13 protein-coding genes are annotated in these 13,342 nt (G+C 51.8%); 1 reads left to right on the top strand and 12 read right to left on the bottom strand.

The annotated features are described in order from the left end of the window. Positions 1-19: 19 nt before the first annotated feature. The 10 genes from phoU to BLP91_RS09000 form a co-directional block, all read right to left on the bottom strand. Complete coding sequence (gene phoU, locus BLP91_RS09045) at positions 20-676, bottom strand: phosphate signaling complex protein PhoU (protein WP_091569898.1); 657 nt, start codon at positions 674-676, stop codon at positions 20-22. A gap of 17 nt (positions 677-693) precedes the next feature. Beyond that, entirely contained in the window at positions 694-1,470 is a 777-nt protein-coding gene (gene pstB, locus BLP91_RS09040) for a phosphate ABC transporter ATP-binding protein PstB (protein ID WP_091569895.1), read from the bottom strand. A 14-nt stretch (positions 1,471-1,484) separates the two neighbouring features. After that, a complete protein-coding gene (pstA, locus tag BLP91_RS09035) occupies positions 1,485-2,411 on the bottom strand; it encodes a phosphate ABC transporter permease PstA (protein WP_245662214.1) in 927 nt (308 codons plus the stop codon). Next, positions 2,411-3,343 carry a phosphate ABC transporter permease subunit PstC gene (gene pstC, locus BLP91_RS09030; protein WP_091569893.1) on the bottom strand — a complete coding sequence of 311 codons (933 nt, stop codon included), beginning with the start codon at positions 3,341-3,343 and terminating at the stop codon, positions 2,411-2,413. Before pstC ends, pstA begins: the two co-directional genes overlap by 1 nt. 101 nt (positions 3,344-3,444) lie before the next feature. Then, positions 3,445-4,389, bottom strand: a complete 945-nt coding sequence (locus BLP91_RS09025; RefSeq protein ID WP_245662213.1) for a PstS family phosphate ABC transporter substrate-binding protein — start codon at positions 4,387-4,389, stop codon at positions 3,445-3,447. Between the two features lie 179 nt (positions 4,390-4,568). After that, complete coding sequence (gene pnpS, locus BLP91_RS09020; protein WP_091569890.1) at positions 4,569-6,326, bottom strand: two-component system histidine kinase PnpS; 1,758 nt, start codon at positions 6,324-6,326, stop codon at positions 4,569-4,571. Beyond that, positions 6,323-7,030 (bottom strand): response regulator transcription factor, encoded by a 708-nt coding sequence (locus BLP91_RS09015; protein WP_091569887.1) that lies wholly within the window; start codon positions 7,028-7,030, stop codon positions 6,323-6,325. The genes pnpS and BLP91_RS09015 overlap by 4 nt, the downstream gene beginning before the upstream one ends. 271 nt (positions 7,031-7,301) lie before the next feature. Next, positions 7,302-8,240 carry a malate dehydrogenase gene (mdh, locus tag BLP91_RS09010; protein ID WP_091569885.1) on the bottom strand — a complete coding sequence of 313 codons (939 nt, stop codon included), beginning with the start codon at positions 8,238-8,240 and terminating at the stop codon, positions 7,302-7,304. A gap of 27 nt (positions 8,241-8,267) precedes the next feature. Further along, a complete protein-coding gene (icd, locus tag BLP91_RS09005; protein ID WP_091569882.1) occupies positions 8,268-9,554 on the bottom strand; it encodes an NADP-dependent isocitrate dehydrogenase in 1,287 nt (428 codons plus the stop codon). 51 nt (positions 9,555-9,605) lie between these two features. Then, positions 9,606-10,721, bottom strand: coding sequence for a citrate synthase (locus tag BLP91_RS09000; protein WP_091569880.1), 1,116 nt, complete (start codon positions 10,719-10,721; stop codon positions 9,606-9,608). Between the two features lie 480 nt (positions 10,722-11,201). On the opposite strand from BLP91_RS09000, the gene ytvI reads away from it, so the two are divergent. Next, positions 11,202-12,338, top strand: a complete 1,137-nt coding sequence (gene ytvI / locus BLP91_RS08995) for a sporulation integral membrane protein YtvI (RefSeq protein ID WP_091569877.1) — start codon at positions 11,202-11,204, stop codon at positions 12,336-12,338. Between the two features lie 130 nt (positions 12,339-12,468). Here the strand turns inward: ytvI and BLP91_RS08990 are convergent, their stop codons facing one another. Both BLP91_RS08990 and BLP91_RS08985 read right to left on the bottom strand, forming a co-directional pair. Then, positions 12,469-12,867, bottom strand: coding sequence for an FxsA family protein (locus BLP91_RS08990; RefSeq protein ID WP_091569875.1), 399 nt, complete (start codon positions 12,865-12,867; stop codon positions 12,469-12,471). A gap of 3 nt (positions 12,868-12,870) precedes the next feature. Then, entirely contained in the window at positions 12,871-13,308 is a 438-nt protein-coding gene (locus BLP91_RS08985; RefSeq protein ID WP_091569872.1) for an acyl-CoA thioesterase, read from the bottom strand. Between the last annotated feature and the right edge of the window lie 34 nt (positions 13,309-13,342).

Below are 13,342 nucleotides of genomic sequence, written 5' to 3'. Positions count from 1 at the left end.
TGCCTCTTTGTATTGGCGGTCAGTTTAAATCTTCCCGTTTTCCGGTCTCGATATAGACGACGCTTTCCGCAACATTGGTGGCGTGATCAGCAATCCGTTCCAGATAGCGGGCCACAAAGCAGAGGCGGAGGGAAACCTCCGTAAATTTCTGTTCTTGAATCATATCCTCCAACAGTTCCTTGACGATTCTCTCATACAGCTTGTCCACCTGATCGTCGGTTTCCGCCATCTTTTTAGACAGGTCCACATTACCATCGATATAACTGTTGATCCCGTCATGGACCATATTTTGCGTAATCCGGGCCATCTCCGAGATGTCCTTCAGTTCCTTAAACAATTTCAGGTCGTTTTCCACAAAGTGAAGCGTGACCTCCGCGATATTTGTAGCCAAGTCAGCCATCCGCTCCATATCGGAGGCGATTTTAAGGGCGGAGATCAGTTTGCGTAGATCCTTGGCCACCGGCTGCTGGGTGGCGATCAGCGTCGCCACTTTATCATCGATCCGGTTCTCCATCTCGTCAATCGCCTGATCATTGTTCAAAACATCCCTCGCCATATCCACATCCAGCCGGGATAGGGATTTGACTGCCTTGTTAATGGCAATCTCCAGCTTTTCACCCATATCCAGCAGGAGATGCTTCACTTCCTTCAGGGAAGTATCAAATTGTCGAATCACCGATCAGACTCCTTTCCTCAACCGAAGCGGCCGGTGATATAGTCCTCAGTCTTCGAGTTACTCGGGTTGGAGAACAAGGTGTCCGTCTCGCCATACTCAACCAATTCCCCGTTCAGGAAGAAAGCAGTCTTATCGGAAACGCGGGCCGCCTGCTGCATATTGTGGGTGACAATCACAATCGTGTATTTTTCTTTTAATTCTCCGAGCAATTCTTCGATCTTGGACGTGGAAATCGGATCCAGGGCAGAGGTGGGTTCGTCCATCAGCACAATTTCCGGTTCCACCGCCAATGCCCGGGCGATGCAGAGGCGCTGCTGCTGTCCGCCGGACAGGCCGGTAGCGCGGTCTTTAAGGCGGTCTTTCACTTCATCCCACAGCGCCGCTTGCCGCAGACTCCGTTCCACGATCTCATCCAGCTGCTTTTTGCTGCGGATCCCGTGAATTCGGGGCCCGTAGGCGATATTATCGTAAATGCTTTTGGGAAAGGGGTTAGGCGTTTGAAACACCATCCCCACCTGCTTGCGAAGCATCTCCACATCCACTTTTCGATCATAGATGTCTTCACCGTACAACCGGATCTTCCCGTCAATTTTAACGCCGGGAATCAAATCGTTCATTCGGTTGAGTGTGCGAAGGAAAGTGGATTTTCCACATCCGGACGGACCGATTAAGGCCGTCACCGAGTTTTCTTCCACTTCCAAAGCGATATTGTACAAGGCCTGATGATCACCGTAGTAAAGATCTAGATCCTCCACCTGGATCGCCGGTTTTGTCAGCACGCTCTGTTCTGCCATGGATCGTTACCCCCTTAACCGTCTCTCCGTTGAAATTTATTCCGCAGGATAATCGCCAGCGCATTCATGGTCAGCAGGATAGCCAACAGCACGATGATCCCTGCCGCCGCCAGCTGCTGAAATTCTTCTTTCGGCAAACCGGTCCAGGTATAGATCTGAATCGGCAACACTGTGAAGGAATCAAATACATTCCCCGGTGTGAAATAGATAAAGGTGACCGCCCCCACCATGATCAGGGGAGCCGTCTCACCGACGGCCCGGGAGAGTGCCAGGATGGTTCCAGTCATGATCCCCGGCATGGAGTAGGGAAGAACCACCTTGGAAATGGTCTGCCACCGGGTGGCCCCCATGGCGAAAGAAGCTTGGCGCAGGGAAGAGGGCACGCTGGCGATCGCTTCCCGGGCGGACACAATCACGATCGGCAGAATCAGCAGGGTCATGGTCAAGGCCCCGGCCAGCACACTTTGTCCCAGTTGCAAACCCCGGGCAAACAGAGTGAGACCCAAGATCCCGAATACGATGGAGGGAACGCCGGCCAAGTTGCTGATGTTCAGTTGAATCATCCGCGTAAACCCATTCTGTTTTGCGTACTCTTCCAAATAGATGGCCGTCCCTACACCAAAGATAAATGTGAGCGGAGCGGTAACCGCAATCAACCAGAGGGATCCCCACAGGGGCGCTTTCACCCCGGATTCTTCGGGGAAACGGGAAGAAAAATTGTTGAGCAGATCGAGGCTCAGCCATTTCCAGCCGGTTTTAAAGATATCGAATAAAAGTACAGCCAATACCACCACACCGACTAACGTGGCCAATAGGAACAGCCCATGGGCGATCCGGTTCTTCAACCGACGGAAAACGACGCGTCCAGAGCTGTTCGTCGCTGATTTGGTCGGGGCGGTCCGGTTGCTGCCCTGACGGACCATCGCTTCTTCCGCACCCATCAGTATTCCTCCTTAAAGCGGCGGGAGATATATTGGGCAAACAGGTTCATGATCATGGTAAAGATAAACAAGGTCATGCCCACCGCATAAATGGATTTGTAAGCCGTGGTGCCATAACTGATGTCTCCCGAAGCGGCCTGCACCATGTAGGCGGTCATCGTCTGGATCGATTGGGTGGGATCCAAGGACATAGTCGGTGTCGCACCGGCGGCGATGGTCACAATCATCGTTTCACCGATGGCCCGAGAAATGCCAAGCACAAAGGAGGCGATAATCCCTGACAATGCCGCCGGCACCACCACTTTCATCGCCACTTCCAGCCGGGTGGAGCCCATCGCATAGGCCGCCTCCCGAACGCCGCGAGGTACGGAGCTCATGGCATCTTCCGACAGCGAAGCGATCATGGGAATGATCATAATTCCAACAACGATGCTTGCACTCAAGGCATTGAAAGAGCTGATTTGCGGAATGAAATTCTTCAATAATGGCGTGATAAAAGTAAAAGCGAAAAAGCCGTAGACCACAGTGGGAATCCCAGCCAAAATCTCCAGAACCGGCTTCAAAATGCGACGGACTTTGTCAGGAGCATATTCACTCAGGTAGATGGCGGAAAAAAGACCGAGAGGAATTGCCACCACGGCCGCCCCCACCGTCACCAACATCGTCCCGCTGATCAGCGGCAATACACCAAATTGTTGCTGTGCCCCGCTAAACAGTGCCGTCCATTCGGTACCCGTGATAAAGTGGAGAAAAGGGACATCCTGAAAAAAGGATGCCGTCTCCTTGATCAGGGTGAAAACAATACCGATGGTAGTCAAAACGGACACCAGAGCGCAGACCATGAGCAGCTTGGGAATCATCCCTTCCCATGCGGTGCGTAAGGTACGCTGTTTTCGGAAGCGATCCAATCCCACCGATCCAGCAGTTTTCATATCTTTTCGCTCCTCTCTTAAACATGGGAAAGTGTGGCACAGCCCCAGACGGGACGGCCACACACCCCATGCATCCTTTGTTGCAAAAGAGCTGTCGCCCTTTACTCAATACCGAGCTCTTTCAAGCTGGCCTGGTATTTCTCATCCTTCAGCGGAACAAAGCCAACTTTCGGCACCAGCTCTTTCCCTTCCGTCAGATAGAACTCCATAAATTTCTTAATATGCTCTTTTTCCATGGCTTGTTTACTAGCATAGACGTAGATGGGACGGGAAAGCGGTGTGTATTTGCCGCTCTGAATCGTTTCATCGGTCGGTGTTACAGCGCCTTTACCGGCATCGATTGGGACAGCTTTCAACTTCTCTTTATTCTCTTTGTAGTAAGCATAACCGAAGTAACCGAGGGCATTTTTGTCACCGGTCACGCCCTGAACCAGGGTGTTGTCATCCTCGGACTGGGTGTAGTCGGTGCGACTTTTCCCCTCTTCTCCGACGATTTCCTCCGTGAAGTAGTCAAAGGTACCGGAAGAGGTCCCTGGACCGTACAGTTGGATCGGTTCGTCCGGCCATTCGGGGTTGACATCCTTCCAGGTTTTCACCTTGCTGTTGGGTTCCCAGATTTTCTTCAACTGTTCCACGGTCAGTTTGTCCACAAAATCGTTCTCTTTGTTGACCACCACCGTGATGCCGTCTTTGGCCACCGGAACTTCAATCGGATCGAGGCCGGCTTTTTCAGCATTTTTCTTTTCTTCTTCTTTGATCTGGCGGGAAGCGTCAGAGAGGTCGGTCTCTTGCTTGGCCCATTTTTCAAAACCGCCACCGGTTCCGGATTGAGAAACGGTGATGTTGACCCCCGGGTTCTTCTTCATAAACTCTTCAGCCACCGCTTGAGAAACGGGGTAAACGGTGCTGGAGCCATCTATTTGAATTTTTCCGCTGAGGCCGCCTCCATTTTCTTTCGCGTTGGGGTTGTTCGATGAACAACCGACAACCAAAGATAGAGAAAGTACCAGAGCGCCTGCCGCTTGCAAACTCTTTCTCAACTTCACAACGTCGCCCCCCTAGAGATTTAGCTCTCGATTGACTAGTCTTTTGTTAAACCATTTCCACTATAAATCGCGACTATTGTCTTGGCTTAAATGGATTGTAAATCTTTGATTAAATTCGATGTTAACATTCTGTAACAAAAAAGCCCCTGCGGGGCTGCTAAAAATCAGAATCCTATATCTCAACGGGGAAAGGAGAGTGTGATCGCGGTCCCTTCCCCTACCTGACTGTCTACGTGGATCTTACCCTCATGGGCCTCCACCAGATGTTTGACGATCGCCAATCCCAAACCCGTTCCTCCGGACTCCCGGGAACGCGCTTTATCCACCCGATAAAAACGCTCAAAGATACGGGATACATCTTCTTCCGGGATTCCGATTCCCGTATCCGCCACCCGGATCCACCAATGATCTTTTTCTTTGCCGGCGGATACGATCACCTCCCCGCCCCGGGGCGTATAGGCCATGGAGTTGGACAGGAGATTGATTAAAATCTGGGAAAACCGATCCTTGTCCACCTGAACTTGAAAATTCTCCTCCACTTCGATCTGGAAGGTAAGCTCATGTTTTTTCATCCCATCTTCCACGGTTTTAGATACGGTTTGGATCAGATCCCGCACCCCTATTCTCTCTAAATCAAGGCTCATTTTGCGCGACTCGATCCGAGAGAGGTCCAACAAGTCCCCGATCAGCCTTTCGAGGCGGAGACTTTCCGCTTGAATAATCCCAAGGAATTCCCGTCTCATTTCCGGATCATCGACGTTCCCCTCAAGCAGGGTTTCCGCAAAGCCCCGCAAAGAGGTGACCGGCGTCTTTAACTCATGGGAGACATTGGCCACAAATTCTGTCCGCATTTTTTCCAACCTGCGAATCGCCGTAATATCATGTAAAACCACAACAACACCCATCCCCCCTCTTTCTCCGTGGATGGGGGTGAGGTTGGCTTCCATCATCCGTTCTTCCGGATAATAAAGGTGAAGCTCCTCCTTCACTTGCTCACCGGTCTGCAGGCATTTGCGATACAACCGATACAGATCGTGGAAAACAGCCCGGTCCGACAGGGATTTGTTCAACAGAGGCCCCTTCAACTTAAAAAAGCGGTGAATCGCTTGGTTAGCCAAGGTAATCTTTTCCTCGGAATCCACCAACAGCAGTCCACTCTCCATGGTTTCGATCACACTGGTCAAGCGGCGTTCGTTTTTACGGATGGTCTCCAGCTGGTAACGGAGACCCGCTGCCATTCGGTTGATAGCTGTAGCCAGCCGGCCAATCTCATCCCTCTGTTTGACCGGCACCCGGCGATGCAATTTATTCCGGGCGATATCCACCGCAACTTGGGTGATTTCTTCAATGGGACGGGTGATATGTAGAGCGATGCGGGAACTCATGAAAGCTCCAAAGACAAAAGAGAATAGAAGTCCCAAGGTGAGGGAGACCAATACCTGGCTCAGGCTTTTATCAATCGTTTCCAACTCCAGAGCCAGACGAACCGCCCCCAAAACCTGGGTATCCCCGCCTCTTCCTTTCACCACCGGAATGAAGACATACAGTTTATCATGGGTGGTGACACTGTCATAATTCCCTTTGGATTCCGCCTGTAGTGCCCGGGCCACTGGGCGGTGGTGTTTCAGATTGCCCAGCTCACGAGGGGGCTTGGACGAATCCCCCAACACCTCTCCATCGTGATCGATCAGGGTGACCCGGGCATCCAGGGAACGGCTGAATTTGATCGCCTGCTGTTGAAAAAGCGCCGGTTTCTCCAGCGCTTCTTCCCAGTTGAGGGTATCGACCAGAAGACGTCCTTCTTTGCCGAGACGGTCCGTCAACGAATCCAAATAGGAGGCTTTCAACAACAGCGCGACAAAGATCCCCGTCCCCAGGACGGATGTGGCGATGACGAGGAGAAACATCCAGGTTAACCGATTACGAACAGATCTCATGATTCCTTCGGACCTTCAAATTTGTACCCGATTCCGCGAACGGTTTTAATATAGAGCGGATTGCGGGAGTCCTCCTCCACCTTTTCCCGCAGGTGGCTAACGTGGACGTCGACAATCCGTGTATCCCCGATATAGTCGTAATCCCAAACGGCATTCAACAATTGATCCCGGGAGAGCACCTTGCCCCGATGATTGGCCAGATAGACCAAAAGCTCAAATTCTTTGGGCGTCAAGTCGATCGGTTCTCCCTTTCTGAGCACCTCGTACCCCTCTGTGTCGATCTGAAGATCGCCGATTTTCAGCCCTTCTTCCTTTGGGGTCCCTTTGGCCTGAACGGCTTCCATCCGGCGGAATATCGCTTTGATCCGAGCCACCAGCTCCCGGGGGCTAAAGGGTTTGGTCATATAATCATCCGCACCCAGCTCCAGGCCGAGCACTTTGTCAAACTCCTCGGTTTTGGCCGTCAGCATCAAAATCGGGATATGCCGGCTCTTCTTCCGCAACTGTTTGCAAACCTCCAACCCGTCCACTTTGGGCAGCATCAGGTCAAGCACCACCAAATCGGGAACAGCCTCTTTCACCTTGTCCAAGGCCATTTCCCCGTCAGTAGCAACTTCCACCTGATAGCCGTCCTTTTCCAAATTGAATTGAACCAGCTTCACGATGGAGGGTTCGTCGTCAACCACCAATACTTTTTTGTCCATGTTTGATCCCCCGCTTCATCGATCTCCCATATACTGGAATGATTATGGTGCCCCTTCAGATACTTATTCCACTTATAAGATTCAATAGAAACTGTATCATTTCCGGAAGAGGCACTAGCGGTAACCCCTCTCTATTTTTTCTCACCGTATCTTGTTCATTCACTTCCCATGGTACACCATCTGCCGTTTGAGTAAAGTCCCCAGAATCGATGTCAGGAAAAACTTTACAGTTTCCCCAACAAAAAAGCCCGGTCTTACCCGGGCTTCCTGCTCAATTGAGCAACTTCATCACTTTTCGCACCGAATCGGCAGATTGATCCAGCTCTTTCTTTTCTTCCTCGGTTAGGTCAAGCTCGATCACTCTTTCGATGCCGTTTTTACCCAAAATGACCGGAACACCGAGGTAAAGATCCCGGTAGCCGTATTCCCCTTCAAGATAAGCGATGGCCGGTAGGATCCGACGCTTATCCTTGAGAATGGCTTCCGCCATCTCCACCAGGGAAGCAGCGGGAGCGTAGTAGGCGCTTCCGTTGCCCAACAAACTGACGATTTCGCCGCCGCCTTTACGAGTTCGTTCCACGATCTCCTTCAGACGCTCCTTGGACAGCCATTTCTCCAGCGGTATACCACCAGCGTAGGAGTACCGGACCAACGGAACCATATCGTCTCCGTGGCCACCCAGCACAAAGCCGGTCACATCTTCCACGGAAATGTTCAACTCCTGAGCGATAAAGGTGCGAAAGCGGGCAGTGTCCAGGACACCGGACTGGCCGATTACCCGGTTTTTTGGAAAGCCGGAAGTGCGAAACACTTCCAGAGTCATGGCATCCACCGGGTTGGTTAATACCAGGATCGTCGTCTCTGGAGAGTACTTCACTACTTCTTGGGTAACCGAACGCATGATCTTGGCATTGGTGCTGACCAAGTCATCCCGGCTCATCCCCGGTTTGCGGGCTACACCAGCGGTGATGATCACCAGATCGGATCCTTCGGTATCTTTATAGTCGACGGTGCCGACAATTCGCGCATCGACCCCCTGAACCGGGGTGGATTCCAACATGTCCAACGCCTTCCCTCTTGTCGGACCCTCTGCCTGAGGAATATCGACCAAAACCACGTCGCCCAGCTCCTTCTGGGCCAACATCAAGGCCGTCGTAGCTCCTGTAAAACCACTGCCGATAACAGAAATTTTATTTCTGCGAATGGACACGGTAAGACCCTCCATTCACACGAAGCATCACAGGTTTTCAATCAGCTTCGTGGCAAATTCCGAACATTTGAGTTCGGTTGCACCTTCCATCAAACGCGCAAAATCATAAGTAACCTGCTTCTCGCTGATCGTCTTATCCATGGCCCGGTAGATCCGGTCCGCAGCTTCTTGCCATCCCAAGTGTTCCAGCATCAATACGCCGGAGAGGATCACGGAACCGGGGTTCACCTTATCCATCCCCGCGTATTTGGGAGCGGTACCGTGGGTAGCTTCAAAGATTGCATGGCCGGTTTGCGAGTTAATATTGGCGCCAGGTGCGATACCGATACCACCCACCTGAGCAGCCAGAGCGTCGGATACATAATCGCCGTTCAGGTTGAGGGTGGCAATCACATCATATTCCGCGGGACGAGTTAAAATTTGCTGCAGGAAGGCATCGGCGATGGAATCTTTCACAATCAACTTACCAGCGGCTTCCGCTTCAGATTGCGCTCGGTTGGCAGCTTCCCGCCCTTCCTTCTCTGCCACCTCATCGTATTGCCGCCAGGTGAACACCTTATCACCGAATTCCCGTTCCGCCAGTTCGTAACCCCAGTTTTTGAAGGAGCCTTCGGTAAACTTCATGATATTGCCTTTATGGACCAGGGTGACGCTTTTGCGGCCGTTATCCAGAGCGTATTGGATCGCCGCCCGTACCAGACGCTCCGTTCCTTCCCTGGAGACAGGCTTGATACCGATTCCCGATGTTTCAGGAAAACGGATTTTCTTCACACCCATCTCATCTTGCAAAAAGCGAATCACTTTTTGGGCATCAGCCGTTTCCGCTTCCCACTCGATGCCGGCATAGATGTCTTCGGAGTTTTCGCGGAAAATCACCATATCAACTTGTTCCGGTCGCTTGACGGGAGAGGGTACACCGGAAAAATAGCGAACAGGGCGCAGGCAGACAAACAGATCTAACTCTTGGCGCAGAGCCACGTTAAGGGAGCGAATTCCCCCTCCGACCGGCGTGGTCAAAGGCCCTTTGATGGCGACAAAGTATTCGCGAATCGCCTCCAGGGTTTCTTCCGGCAACCATTTACCTAGTTGATTATAAGCTTTTTCCCCAGCGAAAATTTCCATCCATTCAATTTTTCTTTTGGAGTCGTATGCTTTATCTACAGCGGCATCCAGGACACGGCGAGCGGCTGCCCAGATATCCGGGCCTGTGCCGTCCCCCTCGATGAAGGGGATGATCGGACGATCCGGTACTCGAAGTTCTCCGTTTTCTACCGTAATCTTTTCTCCTGCCTGAGGTGCTTCAAACCGTGTCATAAAAAACACTCCTTTTCCTTCTCAACGGGAAGGATTGATGTTCCCGCTTTTTTATCTTTTTTCAATCGGGAGGTAGGATTGGTTAACCGGCCCCGTGTATTCGGCGCGGGGACGGATCAGACGGTTATCGGCATACTGTTCGAGAACATGGGCGGTCCAGCCTGTTACACGACTGATGGCAAAAATCGGGGTAAACAGCTTACGCGGAATCCCAAGATAAGCATAAGTGGAAGCAGAATAGAAGTCCACATTGGGTTTCAATCCTTTTTTCGCCTCAACCAGCTCGTTCACCTTCATGGACATTTCATACCACTTGCGATCCCCCGTCGACTCAGACAGCTGACGGGACATTTCCTTCAGGTGTTTGGCCCGGGGGTCCCCATCTTTGTAGACGCGATGGCCAAAACCCATAATCTTTTCCTTGTTATCCAACTTGCGCTGGATCACTGGTTCTACCTGGTCCAGCGTAACGATCTCTTCTTCCAACATGGCCATCACCCGTTCGTTGGCACCTCCGTGAAGGGGACCTTTCAAGGTGCCGATCGCTGTGGTGATAGCCGAATACATGTCAGAAAGGGTCGCCGTTGTCACACGGGATGCAAAGGTGGAAGCGTTTAGCTCGTGATCGGCGTGCAAGATCAACGCCTTGTCAATCGCCTTGACCGCCGTCTCATCCGGCTCCTTGCCATGTAACATATAAACGAAATTCTCGGCATGACTGTATTCAGGGCGAGGCGAGACGGGTTCCAGACCCTTTTCAAGGCGGAACAGAGCAGCAACGATGGTCGGCAGTTTGGCAGCCAGGCTTATTGCTTTCCGCTGATTGGCTTCGTGGCTGTTATCATCCGCCTCGGCATCGTACATGCCCAAAGCGGACACCGCCGTCCGAAGGGCTGCCATCGGGTGAATATCCTTCGGAAATGCTTTCAACTGCTCCAGCACCTCTGGGGGAAGCTCAGCTGAAGCACCCAATTGTTTTTTCAACTGATCCAGCTCATCCTGCTTGGGCAGGCGGCCGTTCCAGAGGAGAAACATCACTTCCTCAAAATTGGCGTTATCAGCCAATTCATCGATGTTAATCCCGCGATAGCTCAATACGCCATCCACGATCGAGCTGATCTCCGAAGTGAGAGCTACAACACCCTCCAATCCCTTCGCAACCGACATGGCAATCGCTCCTTTACAGTTGGTTATGGTGTACGGGCACTGCTAGGCGTGCTTCATTCGAAATGAAACATCAATGCTGTGAATTTTTATTCATTAACAGAAACAAAGCGCTCCTGCAAAACTTCCCCTGTTGACGGGCGCTTTGCCGAAATGAACAAAATGAACAATAAGTAGAACCCTGAGGCCGCTGCTCTGCGATGGACCGGTTCCAGTGCTGAAATACAAGCTGCCTTTGGTGCCCTGTTTCGCCTATTCTAGTTTACCACAAAAAAAAAACGTTATCATCATGATGGGTACCCATAAAACATGGTGACTTCTCCTACGCCAAGAACAGACCATAACCGTTTCGTTTCTGACCATGGCCGAATCACTGGGTTTTTTCACCGTTTTTTTATACAATAAAGAGGAGTTCTCGGCTGAACCACTGTGATCGAGGGAAGGATGAAATGACGGGAACCATAGACAGGAAGGAGATTCCACATGGACCGCGAAACGGCTTTCAGGATCGCTCTCCGTGCCATATTAGTCATTACAACAGCTGTCATCGTTTATTATGTATTGCGGTTTGCCATACCACTCCTCTACCCATTTTTAATCGGCTGGGTAATCGCCATGTTGGTTGAACCGCTAGTCCGCTGGCTGGAAACGAAGGTCCGTCTTCCTCGTTGGGCCGGGGTCAGTCTTATGCTGCTCCTCGTCATCGGCACCCTCTTGAGCCTGATGATTTTTCTAGTGTCGAGAATTGTCGTAGAACTGACAAAATTGGCGGAGCACCTGCCCGGTTTTATTAATCGCATCAACGATTATTTGTTGGACACATTTGTTCATGAAGATACAGAACTGAGTCGCATGATCCATGTCATCCAGGAGTACATGCAAAAAAACCCTGAACAAAGCTCGGAAATCATGAATGGCATTCGGGATAATCTCGGAGTGATCACCAATAAAGGGACGCAGTTGATCACCGACATTCTGGCCGGGATCGGCTCCTTTTTGAGCAATCTCCCGTACTATGCGACTGTGCTTATCTTCATCGTTCTGGCTTCCCTCTTTATCGGGTTGGATTGGCCGAGACTGCGAAGCGGGATCTTACGTCTCATTCCGAAACGGATCCAACGGACCGGCGGATTGATCTTCCATGATTTGCGCAAGGCATTGTTTGGTTTTGTCCGGGCTCAATTAACCCTGGTCCTGATCACCGGGATCATCGTCTGGTTTGGTCTCAATTTGATGGGAATGGACTACGCCCTCACGCTGGCCCTAATCATCGGCGCTGTGGATCTTTTGCCTTATTTCGGTGTAGGGGCGGTCCTCGTTCCTTGGTCGGGCTTTCTCCTCCTGACCGGTGACCCCCGGCTCGGCCTAGCCATCGCTATCCTTTACTTGATCATCGTCGTGGTTCGCCAGTTCCTGGAACCCAAACTGGTTGCCACCAACATCGGATTAAATCCCTTGCTCACCTTAATTGCTCTGTTTACAGGTTTGAAACTGATCGGGGTTTTCGGTTTGATCGTCGGCCCTGTAGTCGCCGTCATCCTGATCGCCCTTCATCGCGCAGGCGTTTTTATCGATTTGTGGCACTTTATTATGCGCGGATCGCTGAAAAACCGCTCCTGATTTTTGAGAAGGGTTGTAGAAGGGATCCGCCATAAGCCGCCGCCCTCGGTTGCAGAAACCGAATGATTTTAGATGCCCACAGGTCAAGGCCCTTCTTTCAAGCTTCTTGCAGCGACCTTCCCGGGCATCTCTAGCGCCGCCGCACATGCCAAAAGACACGCCCCTCCCCGATCATCCGGGTCAACTGCCGTTTGACCCACCATTTGACGATCCCTCGGGTGTAGGGGAGCAACAGCGGGATCCCAACGATATCGGTAAAAAAGCCTGGGGTCAGCAGCAACAACCCTCCCCCCAATATGCAGACACCGTCCAGCATCGCCTCCCCGGGCAATTCACCCCGGGAGAGTTGCAGCTGAGCCAGGCGGAGGGTGGAAACCCCTTCACGACGAGCGAGAGTACCCCCGGCAATACCGGTCGCAATCACTAACAAGACCGTCGGCCAGGCGCCGATGAGGTTTCCCACAGTGACCAACCCCCAGATTTCCAGGGCGGGAACGATAATCAACAACAGGATGATCAGACGCAACATGACTCATTCCTCCGATGGCTGGTGTAAAGTTTGCAGTTTACGGAAGAGTTCCGGTTCCCGGTGCTCCAGGTTAAAACGTTTCATCTCCCGGTCCGTCCACAGATGAATCGTCTCGCCTCGGGCGAGCAGCACATCGTCTGTCAATCGGCGCACTTCGTAGCTGAAGGTTATTTTCGGCCCCCTCATCTCACGGATCCTGGTTACAATGCGGACTTCTTCCTCATACCGAGCCGGGAGGTTGAAGCGACAGTGAAGATCGACTACAGGTAGCAGGATCCCCCGTCGCTCCAGTTCACCATAGGAAATTCCGATTTCCTGAATCAGAGCCGTTCGACCCACCTCAAACCAGACAGCGTAGTTGCTGTGGTGAACAACACCCATTTGGTCCGTCTCCTGGTATCGGACACGGATTACGGTTTCATGACGATTGGGTTGCGACATTTGTCTGTACTCACCTCCAAACGACCTTATGATA

The sequence above is a fragment of the Melghirimyces thermohalophilus genome (genome assembly GCF_900102685.1).
In the GTDB taxonomy this organism is placed as follows: Bacteria; Bacillota; Bacilli; order Thermoactinomycetales; family DSM-45169; genus Melghirimyces; species Melghirimyces thermohalophilus.
Note: the sequence above shows the minus strand (reverse complement) of the source record. Positions and strands in the feature narration are given on the sequence as shown.

Excerpts from the sequence above, each read along its gene's own strand:
- pstB (WP_091569895.1), bottom strand. The coding sequence starts at position 1,470 with ATGGCAGAACAGAGCGTGCTGACAAAACCGGCGATCCAGGTGGAGGAT.
- pstA (WP_245662214.1), bottom strand. The coding sequence starts at position 2,411 with ATGGGTGCGGAAGAAGCGATGGTCCGTCAGGGCAGCAACCGGACCGCC.
- pstC (WP_091569893.1), bottom strand. The coding sequence starts at position 3,343 with ATGAAAACTGCTGGATCGGTGGGATTGGATCGCTTCCGAAAACAGCGT.
- pnpS (WP_091569890.1), bottom strand. The coding sequence starts at position 6,326 with ATGAGATCTGTTCGTAATCGGTTAACCTGGATGTTTCTCCTCGTCATC.
- BLP91_RS09015 (WP_091569887.1), bottom strand. The coding sequence starts at position 7,030 with ATGGACAAAAAAGTATTGGTGGTTGACGACGAACCCTCCATCGTGAAG.
- icd (WP_091569882.1), bottom strand. The coding sequence starts at position 9,554 with ATGACACGGTTTGAAGCACCTCAGGCAGGAGAAAAGATTACGGTAGAA.
- BLP91_RS09000 (WP_091569880.1), bottom strand. The coding sequence starts at position 10,721 with ATGTCGGTTGCGAAGGGATTGGAGGGTGTTGTAGCTCTCACTTCGGAG.
- ytvI (WP_091569877.1), top strand. The coding sequence starts at position 11,202 with ATGGACCGCGAAACGGCTTTCAGGATCGCTCTCCGTGCCATATTAGTC.
- BLP91_RS08990 (WP_091569875.1), bottom strand. The coding sequence starts at position 12,867 with ATGTTGCGTCTGATCATCCTGTTGTTGATTATCGTTCCCGCCCTGGAA.
- BLP91_RS08985 (WP_091569872.1), bottom strand. The coding sequence starts at position 13,308 with ATGTCGCAACCCAATCGTCATGAAACCGTAATCCGTGTCCGATACCAG.